The 16,750-nt window shown below is 56.4% G+C and carries 12 protein-coding genes; 2 read left to right on the top strand and 10 right to left on the bottom strand.

The window, feature by feature from the left end; translation table 11 throughout:
* Positions 1-16: 16 nt before the first annotated feature.
* From ABC336_RS21815 to ABC336_RS21775, 9 genes are all read right to left on the bottom strand, one after another.
* Positions 17-1,000: a Gfo/Idh/MocA family protein gene (locus ABC336_RS21815; protein ID WP_413240638.1), complete on the bottom strand. Its 984-nt coding sequence runs from the start codon at positions 998-1,000 to the stop codon at positions 17-19.
* 29 nt (positions 1,001-1,029) lie between these two features.
* Positions 1,030-2,250 (bottom strand): alanine racemase, encoded by a 1,221-nt coding sequence (alr, locus tag ABC336_RS21810; RefSeq protein ID WP_413240637.1) that lies wholly within the window; start codon positions 2,248-2,250, stop codon positions 1,030-1,032.
* Positions 2,247-3,365 carry an alanine dehydrogenase gene (gene ald, locus ABC336_RS21805; RefSeq protein WP_413240636.1) on the bottom strand — a complete coding sequence of 373 codons (1,119 nt, stop codon included), beginning with the start codon at positions 3,363-3,365 and terminating at the stop codon, positions 2,247-2,249. Before ald ends, alr begins: the two co-directional genes overlap by 4 nt.
* 129 nt (positions 3,366-3,494) lie before the next feature.
* Entirely contained in the window at positions 3,495-4,652 is a 1,158-nt protein-coding gene (nagA, locus tag ABC336_RS21800) for an N-acetylglucosamine-6-phosphate deacetylase (RefSeq protein ID WP_413240635.1), read from the bottom strand.
* A gap of 61 nt (positions 4,653-4,713) precedes the next feature.
* The gene (locus tag ABC336_RS21795; RefSeq protein WP_413240634.1) at positions 4,714-6,723 is read right to left on the bottom strand and encodes an alpha/beta hydrolase family protein; all 2,010 of its coding nucleotides are present in this window, start codon (positions 6,721-6,723) and stop codon (positions 4,714-4,716) included.
* A gap of 158 nt (positions 6,724-6,881) precedes the next feature.
* Complete coding sequence (locus ABC336_RS21790; RefSeq protein ID WP_413240633.1) at positions 6,882-8,126, bottom strand: Gfo/Idh/MocA family protein; 1,245 nt, start codon at positions 8,124-8,126, stop codon at positions 6,882-6,884.
* Between the two features lie 22 nt (positions 8,127-8,148).
* Positions 8,149-9,018 (bottom strand): carbohydrate ABC transporter permease, encoded by an 870-nt coding sequence (locus ABC336_RS21785; protein ID WP_413240632.1) that lies wholly within the window; start codon positions 9,016-9,018, stop codon positions 8,149-8,151.
* Positions 9,019-9,031: 13 nt separating this feature from the next.
* Positions 9,032-9,958 (bottom strand): ABC transporter permease, encoded by a 927-nt coding sequence (locus ABC336_RS21780; protein WP_413240631.1) that lies wholly within the window; start codon positions 9,956-9,958, stop codon positions 9,032-9,034.
* Between the two features lie 18 nt (positions 9,959-9,976).
* Positions 9,977-11,491, bottom strand: coding sequence for an extracellular solute-binding protein (locus ABC336_RS21775; RefSeq protein WP_413240630.1), 1,515 nt, complete (start codon positions 11,489-11,491; stop codon positions 9,977-9,979).
* A gap of 294 nt (positions 11,492-11,785) precedes the next feature.
* Here ABC336_RS21775 and ABC336_RS21770 point away from each other — a divergent pair, with 294 nt between their 5' ends.
* Positions 11,786-13,546, top strand: coding sequence for a sensor histidine kinase (locus tag ABC336_RS21770; RefSeq protein ID WP_413240629.1), 1,761 nt, complete (start codon positions 11,786-11,788; stop codon positions 13,544-13,546).
* Entirely contained in the window at positions 13,546-15,216 is a 1,671-nt protein-coding gene (locus ABC336_RS21765) for a response regulator (RefSeq protein ID WP_413240628.1), read from the top strand. Before ABC336_RS21770 ends, ABC336_RS21765 begins: the two co-directional genes overlap by 1 nt.
* Before the next feature lie 422 nt (positions 15,217-15,638).
* Here the strand turns inward: ABC336_RS21765 and ABC336_RS21760 are convergent, their stop codons facing one another.
* A complete protein-coding gene (locus ABC336_RS21760) occupies positions 15,639-16,688 on the bottom strand; it encodes an S-layer homology domain-containing protein (RefSeq protein WP_413240627.1) in 1,050 nt (349 codons plus the stop codon).
* Positions 16,689-16,750: the final 62 nt, after the last annotated feature.

Here is a 16,750-nt window from a genome sequence, read left to right as displayed (position 1 = left end):
TGCCATGCGCCAGGCTTCATACATATTGCCCCTCTCCCGTCTTGGCCGCGCGGTAGACCGCTTCCAGCACGGCCAGGACGCCCCGTCCATACTGAGCGGAGTCAAAACGGTTGTCAGGCGATTGTATAGCACGCAGCAGCTCGGCATATTGGAGCTCAAATGGCGAAGCTGTATGCGGCACTTCAAGCTGCTTGTATTCGCCGCCGTTGCTGAGCCACAGGCTGTCGCCCGTGCGCAGCTTCAGCATGCCGTGGGTGCCGATAATCTCTGTCTCGTTGCGAGGCGCGCCTGCATACCCCGACTGCACTATAGTTGCAGACACACCGTTATTCAATTCCAGATAGATCATGCCGCTGCCCTCAACATCTCCCCTGCTGCCGTGATGGCTGATAGTGGCACTCACCTTGCGCACCTTTCCCTCCGTGAGCCATTGAATCTTGTCTATCGAATGCGTCCCCAGATTCGCCAGGATCCCGCCGCCCGACTTGCTGCGCTTCAAAAACCAGTCCGGCCGGGAGGGCTGAAAGTAGTCGGTATGCCGGATGTCGTGAATCATCACCACCTGCCCGATCTCTCCGCGCTGCACCAGTTGTTTGGCATACAGGTTGTGCGCCATATAATGCTGCGTATGCCCGATCAATAGCCGAACATTGGCAGCTTGCGCCGCTTCCATAATACGGTCGCACTCCGCCGTGCTCAAGGCCATCGGCTTCTCCAGCATCAGATGACAGCCGCGTTCCGCCGCGAATACTGCCGCTTCCATATGCAAATAATGCGGCAATGCAATGGCCGCTGCATCCGGACGCTCCTGTTCGATCATCTCGCGATAATCCCGATAAGCGGTAATGCCGTAACGATCGGCGATCTCCCCGCCCCGGGACTCGTGGATATCCGCCACTGCGCAAGCTTCGAAGCCCGCGGTCCGGCCAATCGCATCGAAATGATGACTGGCGATGGCCCCTGCGCCAAGCACGGCTACTTTATAGTTCGGTCGCTGCATAAGCGTATCTCCTCTGCTCGTGTCTTCGCTTATTCCTGAGTGCAGGCTCCGCGTCCCGGTGCCTGCACGATCGTTCGGGGCACTCTCGCTCCGATACGGGTGACGATCTCATAGTGAATCGTGCCTGCTGCGTGCGCCAGCTCATCTGCCGTGATGACGGCGCCTTGCTCCGACGCGCCGATCAGGATCACCTCTGTGCCGATGATCGCCCCAGGCACCTCGCTCACATCCACCATCGTCTGGTCCATGCAGATGTTGCCGACGATGGGCACCCGCTGTCCGAGCACAAGGACGTACCCCTTGTTCGACAAGCTCCGGGGCAGCCCGTCCGCATAACCGATCGGCAATACGGCGATCCGGCTGTCGTGAGGGGCGCGGTGAGTTCCCCCGTAGCTCACCGCTCCCCCGGCGGGCAGGCTGACGATGTTCGCGACCGCAGTCTTGAGCGCCAGCGCTGGCAGCAGCGGCGGCAGCCCGCGCGCCGGCTCAGGATGAGCCAGCGGACTCAGCCCATACAGGCCGATACCCACCCTGGCCATATCCAGATGCATATGCGGGAATTTCATCGTTGCCGCCGTATTGCAGCAGTGCTTGATGGGAATCACGCCATGGCGCCGCTCGACCCCGGCAACAATCGCCCTATACCGTTGGAATTGCCGTTCCGTCATCGCCGGATCTTCCTCCGAAGCGCAAGCAAAGTGCGTATAGACGCCCTCCAGCGTGATCCATTGGCTTCGTGATGCAAGCGCAGCCAGTCTGTTCGCCTCCTCCTCCGTCGCCACTCCCAGCCTGGACATGCCTGTATCGAGCTTGAGATGGATTGCCGCAGCCTGCTGTACTCTCTCGCAGACGACGGCAATCTCCCTTATCACTTCGTCGGTGTATACGGTCATCGCAACATCGAAACGAACAGCGGTCTCCACAGCGGATGGCGGCGTGTAGCCCAGAATCAGGATCGGCGCGGTGACCCCGGCGTACCGCAGCGCGAACGCTTCTTCCGGGATCGCTACGCCGATCCGCTCCGCACCTTCTTCCAGCGCCAGCGCCGCTACCTCAGCCATCCCGTGGCCATAGCCGTCCGCTTTCACAACCGCCATAAGATGGCAGCCATTCGCCAGACTCCGTACGAATCTTCGGACATTGCCGCGAATCGCCGTCTCCGAGATCTCTGCTCGCGTGGGGCGATAGCTCACAGCCCTCTCGCGGAAGGGCGGGCGTTCCCCCGCACCGGGCACCTGCTGCTCCATCATCGAGCCAGCGCTTCCTGCACCGGTATACTGTTCAGACCGAGGTCGCGGGCTACCGCAGCGTGGGTCAGATGGCCTGCGGCCGCATTGACGCCCTCGGCCAGTGGCGGACTGGCCAGCACCGCCCCGCGGATTCCTTGTTCGGCGATCAGCCTGACATAGGGCAAGGTGGCATTGGTGAGCGCCATCGTAGACGTCCGCGGCACGGCTCCCGGCATATTGGCTACTGCGTAGTGGACCACGCCGTATCGGGTATAGGTAGGATCGGTGTAAGAGGTCTTGCGGTCGATCGTCTCGAATATGCCTCCTTGATCGATCGCGACGTCAAGAATGACGGACGCAGGGCTCATGTTCTTCACAATGGATGCATCGACGAGACGAGGCGCCTTGGCACCGGGTACGAGTACCGCACCGATAGCAAGATCTGCGCCAGCGACATGCTCTTCCAGCGATTCGCGATCAGACATCAGCGTATCGACCGTGCGCCCGAATAACGCCTGAAGCTGCCGGATACGGTCCGGGCTCTGCTCCAGTATGACGACCTGGGCGCCCAGCCCCGAAGCGATCAGCGCCGCATTCATGCCAACGACGCCGCCGCCGATAATCGTCACCTTGCCGCGCTTCACGCCAGGCACACCGCCCAGCAGGATGCCTTTGCCGCCGTATTGCTGCTCCAGCAGCCGCGCCCCGATCTGGGCAGCCATACGTCCCGCCACCTCGCTCATCGGCGTGAGCAGCGGCAGCGCACCATCCTTGCTCACAGTCTCGTAGGCGATGGCTGTCACCTTCTTCTCCATCAATGCCAGTGCAAGCTTCGGCTCGACCGCCAGATGCAGATAGGTGAACAGCAGCAGGCCTTCGCGGAACAAGCCGTATTCGGAGGGCTGCGGCTCCTTTACTTTGACGATGAGTTCGGCCGCTCCCCACACCTCCGCCGCCCCCTCTGCCAAGCTGGCTCCCGCCGCCGCGTAGTGCTCGTCTGTATAGCCGCTGCCTTCGCCCGCACCGCGTTCAACCATTACACGATGCCCTGCCCGCGTAAGCTCCGCCGCTCCTGAGGGCGCGAGCGATACCCGGTTCTCATTATCCATGACTTCTCTGGGAATCCCTATTATCATCGTAGCCATCTCCCTGTCTCTGTCTGTTGCTGATCAAATGGTGTAAAATACGTCCATGACCGACTGTGCAGCCGCTGTTGCAGCTCCCGGCATCATGTTCTTGCCGCAAGCAGCGCCGCCGCCTACCCTCTATATTTCCTTGCGCATCACAACGCGTCCGCGCACCACCGTCATGAGGCAGTCCAGATCATCGTCAACAATAATAAAATCGGCGTCCTTCCCTGCTTCCAGCGATCCTTTGCGCTCGCTTACACCCGCTTGCCGAGCCGGGACACTGGTCAGAGCGGGTAGCACCTGCAGCAGCGACAAGCCCGTGAAGCGGATCGTATTGCGCAGCGCAGCGATCATGGTCAACGAGCTTCCAGCCAGCGTCGAGCGATCCTTCAGATAGATCTGACCGTTCTCCATGACGGAGTGGCCATACTCGCCGTCCGGCAGTCCCGCACAGGTCACGGCATCCGTGATGAGGCAGACTTGCGAGATTGGCTTGGCCTCGAAGGCCAGTCGGATCATCTCGGGATGAACGTGAATCCCGTCGGCGATCAGCTCGATCGTCAGCTCCGGCAGCAGCAGTCCCGCCCCGGCGGCTCCGGGCTCGCGATGATGCATGGGCCGCATGCCGTTGAAGTGATGCGTCATATGCGTCACGCCGTGCCGGACCGCCTCCCGCATCTCAGCCAAGGTAGCGTCGGTATGACCGGCGGATACGGTCGCGCCAGCAGCCGCGAATAGCGCCGCCGTCGCAAGACCGCCAGGCAGCTCGGGCGCCAGCGTGACGAGGCGGATGCCGCCGCCCGCCGCCCCAAGCAGCCGCTCGGTCAACTGAGGCTCGGGATCGATAATATGCGCCTTGCTTTGCGCCCCGGCACGCTTCCCATTGAGAAACGGACCTTCGAGATGCACGCCAAGCAGCTCCGCTCCTGATACCCCCCGGTCTGCGGCCCGGCGCGTCTCGTGCAGGATCCGCTCCAGTTCGTCTCTCGAGTCGGTCTCCGTCGTCGCCAAGAAGGCTGTCGTCCCATGACTTGCGTGAAAGCGGCTCATCCCGTCCAGGTCCGCATAAGCGCCATTCATAACGCCATAGCCACCGCTGCCGTGCACATGCACATCGATCAGTCCCGGCAGCATCAGCCTTCCGCCCAGGTCGCAGCATTCCGCCCCCTCCACGGCTCTGCCCGGCTCTACCAGCTCTAGAATTACGCCATTTTCATCCACGAGCAGGCCATAGTCTGCCATGATGCCATGCGGAGCAGCAATTCTGGCGTTATACCATAAGGTGAGCTTCATCAGGCTCCTGCCCCTCTCTCCCTATCTCTAGTGCGTGTTCGATTCGAGGTTTGAACAACCTCTAAAACCATACGATACGGCCGACATCGGGAGTCTCCACGTTCCGTATCGCCTTGATTCCCTGGAATGTCCCGATCAGCTCGGGCAAGTCGAAATGAGACAGCACATCGTGCCAGTGACATCGAACATCATAGGCATAGAATCGTGTCTCCACCAGGTCCGCGAACGAGCGCGGCAAGTTCTCCAGATAGATCTCCTCGACGCGATCGTCGATGATGCCGGCCAGCAGCGCGTAGATCGCAGCAAAGCCTTTGCCCGCAACAGACAGCTTCGTGCCCGGACTGCGCTGCCGGATATAGTCCAGCGCCCGCAGCGCGTCGAACACCCGCATGCCTGGCAACGGCCGGCCCAGCATCCGCGCATCGCAGCCCAGCTTGTACTCCGTGCCGAACATCGCATCATAGTCTCTGCCATTCACCGCCCGGCTGCGAAAGGCCCCCGTCCCCCGGGGATCAAAGGCAAATACGCTGCCCTGCTCCGTCAGCTGCACCAGCCAATCATTCTCCAGATGAACGCCGCCGCTTCCCGCATCCTGGAGGAGCAAGGTCGTCCGCTCGGCCCTCTCACCTTCCTGCCCTACCCTCACGCCTTCCCGCTCGATATACATACCGCCCACCGTAATGTCCGGCTCGCTGAAGAAAAACACCTTCTCTTGAATGAACGCCTCCTGCATCACACAGCCCGCCCGGTCAATGCGTTCCGTCTGAATGCTGCGCGGATAGATCGGCCCTGCATAATCCGGTATGCGCAGCCAATCGCGCACGCTGCGCTTCATGCCCTCAGGATCGCCCGACAGCTGCCCCAGCCGCTCTTGCAACGGCGTCAGCCGCCGCGCATTCACCGCTTGCACGGAGAGCGCATCGGGATATTCCGCCAGCACTTGTCCGCTTGCCGTGCATTGGAGGTCTCTTACGCGTTCCGGCCGCACCTCTTCATCCAGCCGCACCGACGCCTCCGCGCCGTGGAATTGCTTGACGAACCAAGCGACCACCACCTTGCGCAGCGCATCGTTGAACGAATGCGTGCCCGGCACCAGGCCCAGCGACACTTGCTCTTCTGCCCCATACAATCCATAGATGTACCTAGCGCGCGCCAGCGCGTCCAGCGTTCCTTCCAGGCAGAAAAAATCCGACTCCACCGCGCCGATCAGCACCGGCTTGGGGGCGAATAGACTTACGTAATCGTCGTAGTCCATGCCCGCGCGTATGGCACCGTCCAAGATCTGCTCACCGTCCTGCGGCTGGCCCGTCTTCATGTACGACTCGCGGGAGGTCACATACGTACAAGGCGCCGCTGCGGCAAGACGATCCTCCAGCATCATGGCCAGCAGCGTCTGCAGGCCGCCGCCGGAGTTGCCAGTCATGCCGATTCGCGCGGCGTCGATCTCTTCCAGACCGCACAGGTAATCGACCGCCCGGACCAGATCCCAGGCGAAGTAGCGGATAATATGGCTGCCTGCCAGCTCGCACTGCAGCCCAAGGTACGTATGCTCGGCGTGCCAGCGGACCAGTGTCCGTCCGACCTGGACGTCATAACCCTGCATCCGCTCGCCTTGCGAGAGGGGATCGACAGCCAGCACGACCATACCGTTTTGCACCAGCTCAATGCACACCTTCTGATAGATCGGCGCCGCCTTTCCCGCCTCGATATGTCCGCAGCCGAATAAAACAGCCGGATACGGCCCCTCCCCTACGGTCGGTACGTATAAGTTGGCGGTCACATAGACGCCGGGCAGACTCTGGTAGACGATCTTCCGAATCTCGTAGTCCTCCCGCTGCAGCTTGCCTGTACAGGCCGCCAAGAGCGGTGTCTTCTCCGCCGGCCAGCCGCCGACAAGCGTCTCCACGTACGCCTTCAAGCGCGTCCTGCGCTTTTCAAAATCGGCAGCATTCCTCAGATTGTCCTTCTCTTCATTCGCCTGCGCGATCGCCTCTCGCGCTCCCCGCAGCAGGTAGTCCGGCAACTGAGCACTCACATCGTAATATCCGCTTGCATACTGACCCAGACCCATGACCAGCTCCCCTTCCCTAAATAAAGGGCCCCTCAGCGCTGGCTTTCGGCTGGGGGACCTCCTTTTCGTAAATAGTATCGAATTCCTTTGATTCCAGGACCCCCGCCGAGCACCTGAGTATGCCGCGAAGCAAGGTCCCTGCGTTGTCGGGAATGCTTTTAATTCAATTGCGCAACATAGTCGTTAAAATTAACCGTCTCGCCTGTCACACGGGACTGCTCTGCAGCGAAGGCGATCAGATGATTGCGCGCCGACACCATGCCCGGTGAGCTGCCATGCCTGTCGTTGCTCTCCAGCTGGCGGATGAAATCGCTCATAATAAGCGTATCTGCACCGCCGTGTCCGCCCTCAATCTGCTCCGGTTGAGCCGTATAGCGTTCGCCGTTGAACCGAATGACCTCCAGCTCGTTTTTCTTCTCATAGCCGCGAATTTCACCGTTTGTCCCCATAATCTTGAGACTGCGGGTATTGTCCGTGGAGAATGCCGCCATCGTGAACGATACCGTTACCTCATTGTCGAAGAGCAAATTGACCACCTGATGATCGACGACGTTATTGTCGCAGCGGTAGACGCAGCGGCCGTAAGGGCCCTCCTCCAGCGCCTTCCATCTGGCCTCCAGCGAATTATCCAGCGACACGATGTTCTGCGGCCACTGATCCTTCTCGTTGTAGTACCATTTGATCGCCGAGAACGGGCATTCGTGCTCGACCTTGCAGCCGTCTACACATCGCTCGGTCGAGCCCTCCGGTGCATTCGCTTCCTTGAAGTAGGACAAGCTGCCGAACGAGGATATCTGTGTGCATTCCGCTCCGACAATATGCTGGATCATGTCCATGTCATGGCAGCACTTAGCCAGAATCATCGGACTTGTCTCATCCGAACGGCGCCAGTTGCCGCGCACGAAGCTGTGTGCCTGGTGCCAATAGCCCACGTTCTCCGTCCATTGAATCGACATGATCTTGCCGATCGCACCGCTGTCCACCAGCGCCTTCAGCTTGCGGAAGTAGGTCGAATACCGCATCGTATGACAGACCGTCAGCGTCCGGCCAAGCCGCTCTGCCTTTTCCGCAATCGCCAGTGATTCCACGGGGTTGTTGGCCATCGGCTTCTCCAGCATAATGTCATAGCCCATATCCAGCGCTTTCATAGAAGGCGCATAATGGTCATCGTCCTGCGTACAGATCAGCAGCGCGCGGCACAGCTGCGGCTGATCCAGCAGCTCCTTCCAACTGGAGAACACTCTCTCCTCCGGGATGCCGTGCAAACGGGCGAACATTTCTCTTCGTTCCTTATCCGGCTCAGCCACCGCTACGAATTTGATTTCATTGGGTCTTTTGAGTGCATATGATGCATAAGCGAACATTCCTCTGCCGCCAGCGCCCAGCAAGGCTGCTTCAATCATGGTTAATCCCTCCGATGTTCATTCATCCTTTGACTGATCCCAGCAGGACCCCTTTGACAAAATACTTCTGCAAGAACGGGTACAACAGCAGGATTGGCAAGGTACTGGAAATAATCGTTGCGAACTCCAGCGCGTCGGTTGCCACCATATCTCCCCCTGCCGATGACTGTGACGCCAGCTCATCACCCAATTTGCCCTCAATGATGAGATCCCTGAGGATCAGCATAAGCGGGAATAATTCGGGACTGCGCAAATACAAAATCGCGTTATAGAAGTTGTTCCAAAGCCCAACAGCCGCGAATAAGCCGATTGCCGCATAGACCGGCTTGGAGAGGGGCACGACGATCCTCGCAAATAAACCGAGATCATGCAGCCCGTCTATCCGTCCGGCGTCGAACAGCTCCTCAGGAAGATCCTGGAAGAATGTACGGAAGACGAGCAAATTAAAGGTACTGATCGCACCTGGCAGGATCATGGCCCAGGGCGTATTGAGAATGCCGATTTCCTTGACAACCAGAAAGCTGGGAATCATGCCTCCTCCAAACAGGATCGTAAACACAATCGCCATCATAAACACTTTGCGAAATATCATCCGCTTCTGGGACAAGGCAAATGCGCCCATGGATGTGATTACCAGGCTGATCACCGTACCGACAACCGTATAAAAAATCGTGTTCCGGTATCCGGTAGCAATCCTTTCATCAGCGATGACCCTCTCGTACCATTGTGTCGTAAAGCCTACCGGCCAAAACGATACTTCTCCTCGCATCACGGAAAGCTCATTGCTTAGCGATACGCTGGCCATGTACCAGAACGGATAGAGGGTGACGACCATCAGCACGATCATGAAGATGACATTGAGCACATCAAACCAGGTTAGCTTCTTCTTCATTGTCCGCCCTCCTCTACCACAAACTTGTTTCTCTCGTCTTGCGAGCCAGATAATTGGCACCGACGATTAATGCAAATCCGACAAGTCCATTAAAGACACCGATAGCGGTAGCATAGCTGAAGTTGCCCTGCAGCAAACCTACGCGGTACGTATAGGTCGAGAATATATCCGCCGTGCTATAGATGAGAGGATTGTACAACAGGAAAACGCGCTCGAATCCTGTTCCCAGCAATCCGCCAATATTCAAAATGAGCAGAATGATAGTAATCGGAACGATACCCGGAAGGGAGACGTGGATTGCTTTCTTCCAGCGTCCCGCTCCGTCAAGCTCTGCCGCTTCGTACAGAGCCGGATCGATCGATGTCAATGCGGCAAGGTAAATAATCGTTCCCCAACCCACTCCTTGCCAGATGCCCGCCGAGACGAAGATCGTCCGGAACCAATCGGGCTTGGAGAGAAAATAGATCGGCTCTATCCCAAACAGTCCAATGACATTATTGATCATGCCGCCGTCCGGAGACAGGAACATAACTACCATACTTGCGATTACAACATTCGAGACGAAGTAAGGCATGTAGCTTACCGTTTGCACCAATCGCTTGAATGCCATGTTTCGAAGTTCATTCAGCAGCAAGGCGAGGATGATGGGGGCCGGGAAGCCCCAGATCAATGTGTATACGCCAATCAGCACCGTGTTCCTTAGCAGCTGCAAAAAATCAGGGTTGTCAATAATAAACATTTTGAAGTATTTGAAGCCTACCCAATCGCTGGCCCATACGCCGGCGAACGTATTGTAGTCTTTGAAGGCCACGACAATGCCGAACATGGGACCATATTCGAAGATCAGATAATATAAGGCAGCGGGCAGAAAAAGCAGCAACAAGTATTTACTATCGTCCAGTCTCTTCCATATTGGTCTCTTGATACGACTGTTCATCATTGGCGGCCTCCCTTAAGCTTACTCCGAACGAGCGTACGCCTCTTCAAACACTTGCAGCACATCGTTCATGCCAAGATTATGCAATCCTTCGACATACGCATCCCATTCGGTCAGCGGACGTTGGCCAATAATAAACTTGCTGACATTCTCAGACGTGTATTTGTCAATCGCTTCGCGTTTGATCGAGATCGCTTCTCTCTCCTCTTTCGAGAAGACCGCCACCTCAGGGGCAGGACCGATATGCTTGGACGCCTCATCATAAGAAGCTTTGGTTTCTTCATTGAATAACGAAACATTCGCCTCATTGTCGAACCAGGCGCTTACACCTGCCGTACGCAAGCCGTATTCGATCGAGCGAACAGCCGTATCCGTGATCTCAGGCAAATATTGATTTTTGCCGTCTACCTTCTCGTAAGTCACGCCTTCCTTGCCCCAGCTGAGCATCTCGCGTGCTTCCTCTGTGAACAGCGAATCGATAAATGCAAACGCGGCGTCCTTGTTCTTAGATGTCGTCGTAACCGTCAAGCCTTGCTGGAAAATAAACTTCTCGCCATGAATTCCCTCGTGTCCCGCTCCTCCTGGAGGGGTGAACTGCGCCATCTTGAAGTCCGGATTGGCTTCTCGGGCAAGATTGTTATAGGTGTCGATATTATTAATGTACCCGAACAAGATGAAGGTTTTGTCCGTTGTCACCAGCTCATTGCGCTTGTTGTTGTCAAGGTTACCGAACTCCTGCGGAATCAGCTTCGCCTGGTACGCGTCAGCAAGGAATTGAAGCGCTTCCCGGTAGCTCTCTTCGCTTGGGCCGAAGCGCCATTCCCCTGCTTCTTCGTTATAATAGTAGGAGTTGTTCGTACCGAAGCTCAACGCAATTTGGTTCATCGCACCCCAATCAGCAATATAGAGCGGATAGCTGTCCGGATACAGCTCCTTCAGTTGGACCAGCACATCGTACAGCTCATCGTAGGTAGCCGGTGTTGCAATGTTGTGCTTCTTGAAAATATCTTCCCGGTGCAGCCACAGGCCGTCCCAGTCGCCAAATGCGCCATGGGCGGGATGCATGTACAGCTTGCCGTCATGCGAGAGCAGGCTGTTCGTTTCCTCTGGATGATCATCGATGAAGGCTTGGAGATTCGGCATCTTATCCATATGCTCCAGCAGGTCCACTAACGCGCCGTTGCCGCCGTTCTCATGGATAATATCCGGACCGGACATCCACATCAGATCAGGCATGTCGCCGGATGCGATGATAAGCGGGATCGCTTCCCACCAATTGCCCTGGTAGCCGCTGACCTCAAGTTCTACATTGGCGTAATCCTCCAGAAGCTCATAGACAAGCCAATCCTCCTGAAGCGGCCAGGCTGCGTGGCTTTGCACCATCATGGACAGCTCCGCCGGCGGCGCCTCATTGTCCGCACCATTGTTAGTTTCCACATTGTTGGCAGGCGGGTTGTTGCCATTGTTGCCCGAACAGCCAGCTACCATCGAGACCGTCAGAATGGAAGCAGCAATTATAGACCATTTTCTCGACATACATGAACTCCCCCTTAGAGTGGATTAAGCTTGTTTGCTTGTGCCTGCTTGTTGGTTTCCTTTGCCCTTTAATCATAAGATAACTGCCAGCCTTTCCGATACATACGAATGCAGACAATGGTCGACCGTCGTTATCTCTTTTATCCCATGTTTTACTGATCGCCCATGTCTTACGCCCCATATAAGGTATCTATCCGTTTGTTGTAGTAGAGATCGGTTAGGGGCTTATCCTTTGGCGAATTTGCTATAATGATAACGTATCCACCTGCATCACAGAGAGGAAGGAGCGTGCAGATGACTCTGCGCCGTGTATTCGCCAAGCTCATCTCCGACCGTTCCATATTGACCAAGCTGATTGTGTCGCTTTTTATCATCGTCATGCCTCTGTATGCCTTCAACTACTATATTAATCAGATCGGCGCCGACAAAAATCGACACGAGATCGAATACGCACTGATGAACTCCCTTCAATCCTATAACAATATCCTGGACAATGAATTTCTTCGGATCCAGCAGCTGCTGGACAAAAGCGCGCTTGATATCGCGGTCTCCCATGTCGAGCTTCTCGAAGACACGATTACACCTGTAGAGAAGTCGATCTATTTCGAATATATCCGCAATCATTTAAGCCGTATTCAGTACTCAACCCGGTTTATCCGGGATACGGAAGCTCATATGCCGATCATGGATATTACCTTATCGCCTCTGGGGAACAAGGAATTCGATAGCGGGACGTTCGAGGCATTGACCCGGCAGGGCGATCCCTTTATTTTTTGGAATGGCGAACTGTATATGAATACACCATTTGTTACGGCTCGCAACGACGGCAACGGCTTGTTCATCTTGGCCGTTACCGTATCCCGAGAGGTGATCTCGAGCTATTTGTCCAAGATCATGAGCTTTGAACGCGGTAGTGCCTTGCTGTTTAATGGCGACAATACCTGGGAGATCTCCACGGACCGCCACAATGCTACTGATGCCGAAGTTAAGCAGCATGTGATGACAGACGCTGCGAACGATCCAGGCCCGCCTGCACCTCGCATGCTGAACCGGGAGATTTCCGGGGAGCCTTACACGATTGTCTATGAGCGTTCGACCTATTCCGACGGGATGCTTGTTGCATACGCGCCGCAATCAGAGATTTACGGATCCCTGAGCATCTATCAGAAGTTTTTCTATACGATGTCTGTCCTCTCCATTCTTCTCATTGTGTTGATCTCTCTGGGCATCTACAAGCTGATCCACAAGCCGATGCGCAGTCTGGTACACGCGTTCCGCCGTGTGGAGATCGGACAGCTGCAGTTCACCTTGGAGCCGCAGAGCGAGGATGAATTTGGCTACCTGTACAGACGCTTCAATACGATGACAGAAACGCTCAATACGATGGTCAATGTCGTCTATGAACAAAAGCTGCTCGGACAACGCTCGGAGCTGAAGCGGCTGCAGTCCCAGATCAATCCCCACTTCCTCTATAACAACTTTTTTGTACTGCAGCGGCTGATTCGGTCCAAACAAATCGATAAAGCCGCGACATTCACAGAATATCTGGGCAAGTACTTCCAGTTCGTCACACGGGATGCGGCAGACGAGATCACGCTGGAGGAGGATGTGAAGCATGCCGGACATTATTTGGAGATCCAGCAGGTGTGCTTTGACCGGCGTGTGGCAGTCTCGCTGCAGCCACTCCCCGACGAAATGAAGCGTCTGCTGGTCCCTCGTCTCATCGTGCAGCCCCTCATCGAGAACAGCTTCCACCATGTATTCGAGCATCAGTTGGCCGAGGGCTTCCTGTCCGTCTCCTTCCACACCGATGAACAGGCGTATCGTATAACGGTAGAGGACAACGGTCAGCAGCTCGATGACAAGCAGCTGGACGCGCTGTCGCAGAAGCTGACCACCGCCGACAAGCACGCCGTCGAGAGCACCGGCATCGTCAATGTTCATCGCCGGTTGCGCTTGAAGTTCGGAGAACAATCGGGGCTGCAGCTGTCGCGAAGCCAATACGGCGGGTTGAAAGCACAGATCATCATCGAAAAAAAGGAAGGTGAAGCCTGATGCTGCGTCTGCTGGTCGTAGACGATATGCCGATCATAGCCGATGGATTGTATGAGCTGTTCCGTGAAGAGCAGCGAATGCCGACCCAGGTGTTCAAGGCGTATTCTGCCCCCGAAGCCATCCGCATCATAAAGGCGGAGCCGATCGATGTTGTTGTAACAGATATTAAGATGCCGGAGGTGTCCGGGCTGGAGCTGCTGAAGCAGATCAATGAGCTGAGACCGCAATGCAAAGTGATCTTCCTGACCAGCTACCATGACTTTGAATTCGCCAGGGAAGCCGTCATTCTCGGAGGCTTTGACTTCATCCTGAAGACGGAGGGCGATGCGCGGATTCAGGAGGCGGTCTATAAGGCGGCAGAAGAGGTGCTGGAGGATCGAGAATCGCATGAGCTCGTGGAACGAGCGCAGGCGCAGCATCAATTGGCACTGCCTATGCTGCAGCAACAATTCCTGTTGGAGCTGCTGCAGGGCCGGCCGATCGCGCAAGCCGATCGCAGCGGACAATTGCGCGCGCTGGAGATTAAGCTGAAGCCCGAGCTTCCCGTTCACCTCGTCGTGATCCGCATCGACCGCTGGAAATTCTCGATGAACTGGTCCGACCGGGCGCTGCTCCTCTATTCCGTTCAGAATATTATGGACGAATATTTATCGCCGCGCGTGCGTCTCCACACCTTGGCGCTGGATTCCTCTCATATCGTGGGACTGTGGCAGCCGCTGGAGCCGCAGCCTTCCGACAAGGAGGCGAGCAAGACGTTCCGTTTCTTCTACGGCACGCTCGAAACAATCCAGAATACATGCCGGGAGCTGCTGAAACTGCATATTTCGGTCATTCTCGGGAAGGACGCTGAGGCGTGGAAGGGCATCGGCGACAAGCTCCATCGGCTGGTGCTCCTGCTGCAGAGCGGTATCGGACGCAACCACGAATTGCTGACGACGGATGAAGAGCTGATGACCGCGCGCGACGGCAAAGCCATGCAAGAGGACGCGTTGACCGAGCCAGGCATCTATTTGCCGTTGATGCAATACGCTTCCCTGCCTGCCTTGCTGGCCAGCGGCAAACAGGAGGAATTCATGGCGTTGTTCGAGGAGCTGGTCGTTATGGTTAACGAGGCGGGCGATCATATCGGGCTCAAGCTGGAGGCGCTGCATTATCTGGCTTCCATGTTTTTGGGGTATATGAACCGCAGGCGGCTGCTAAGCGAGGTGACGGAGCGGTTCGGCAGAGAGCGGCTGAGTCATTTCGATCCCGGGAGCGACTGGTCCCAGGTAGTCGTGTATTTCAGGGAGCTTGCCGTCTATCTGTTCCAGCACAGCTCCTTCGAGCAGGAGGATCGCTCCAACCGGCTGGTGCAGAATATACAGCAGTACATTCTGAGCCATCTGAAGGAAGACCTCTCTCTTACCCGTCTTGGCGAGCGCGTCCACCTGAATCCGACTTACCTCTCCCGGCTCTACAAACAAATTACGGGAGAAGGCATCTCCGACTATATTATGGAGGCGCGGATGGAGCGGGCCAAGGCGCTGCTCGAGCACAGCGAACTGAAAATTCATGAAATTGCGGAAGAGGTGGGCTACCAGTCCGGCATTGCCTTTACGCGATTCTTCAAGAAGATGATTCACTTCACGCCGCAGGAGTACCGCGACATGCAGATGCATCGAAATAATTGAAGCGGTTGAAGTGCTGTCGCGATTACCCAAGCAACCGCCGAACTGGAGAACGGCCTAAAGACAAAAGTGCATTTAGCAGAGGCTGCGGGGCAGTCTTTAGTGGGATTAGAGACAAAAGTCAGCTTGCCCTCAAAAGCGCCGATGGGTACGGAATCGATTCTGGTCAACGCTTTCTGGAAGAAAGCGACTTCGGGAGCATAAGCTCCGAAGCGTTCGCCCGAGAGCTTTTCGCAGAAAAGCTAGCTTCGGAAGCATACGCTGTCCCGGATTCCCCCCCCCTTAAAAGGGGTCCAAAATTCAAGAAATCTGGGAATAACAGCGATCGGAAGAACGATCCGTTACCTTGAGGCTTTATTTTTCAACAGTCTGAAAAGTGCATTTAATCGCACGGAAATTGGATGCCCGCTTTCGATTTATCCTGACTATTGCATCTGCCACTGTAACGCATTCAGGATAACGGTGGCCGCCTCCGCTCGCGTGGCGCGTTCATCCGGCGCGAAGCTGCCGTCCGTTCTGCCCTGCATCAGTCCGGCCTCAGCGGCTGCTGCCGCATAGGACTGCCCCCAGGCAGGGATGCGGTCATGATCGGAGAAGTGCTGCTGGTCTGGGACTGTCTCCGAGATCTCTAATGCACGGACGATAACTGCCGCCATCTCCATTCGTGTAATCGGAGCATGCGCCCGGAAGGTGCCGTCCTCATAACCCGTTACCAACCCTGCGCGGACTGCAGAGGCGATATGCGGGCCTGCCCATGCCGGTATGGCATCCTGGTCCGAGAACCTCGCAGCCTCGCCGTTGTCTGCAGGCAGCATGAGTGCCCGTGCCAGCATGACAGCAAACTGCGCGCGCGTCACTTCGTTTTGCGGCTTGAACGTCCCATCCTCATAGCCAGTCACGAACCCCAGATTGACGGCTTTTCCTATGATCTCTTCTGCCCAATGTCCTTTGATATCAGACAGTTGGACGCCAGCCGCTCTATCATCTGCCAGCTCAACAGTAAGCCCCGGCTCATAATCCACCCCTGCGATATCGGTGTTCACCAGTCTGACCGCATCCAAGCCAAGCTGACTGTCACCGCTCCGTATCCGTTCGAATGTAAGGACCGCCAGGTCGATGTCGCCGTTCTTACCTTCACTGTGTCCCATCTGCGTATGCGCTACGCGCAAGCGATGCCCGCTCACGATCGGCTCGAGCGAGAAGCCTTGCTGCTGGGTAACGGTATCTATCAGCCTCCAGCGAAGCGCGTCGAAAGTCAATTGCAGTTCGTAGGCGTAGACGTCCGTTGCCTCTCTCGCCGCAACGGTTACTTCCAGCTGACCGCCGGACGGGACCGCCTCCAGGATAAAATAAGTCGGATCCTGCCCGGACACTTGTGTGCTGACTCCAGGGGGATCATCTTCTGCTAAAGCGCTCATGGGAATCGCGGCGAACAAGAGTACACTCGTCAACCATAACTTGACTCTCCGTTTCATTCTGCTCCATCCTCTCTGGCAGAACGAGAAGCAGGCGCAAGCCTGCTTCCCTGCTCTGATCA

It is taken from the genome of Paenibacillus jepli, assembly GCF_047238105.1.
In the GTDB taxonomy this organism is placed as follows: Bacteria; Bacillota; Bacilli; order Paenibacillales; family Paenibacillaceae; genus Paenibacillus_D.
The sequence above is the reverse complement of the archived record's forward strand: the minus strand, read 5'-3'. Positions and strand labels throughout refer to the sequence as shown.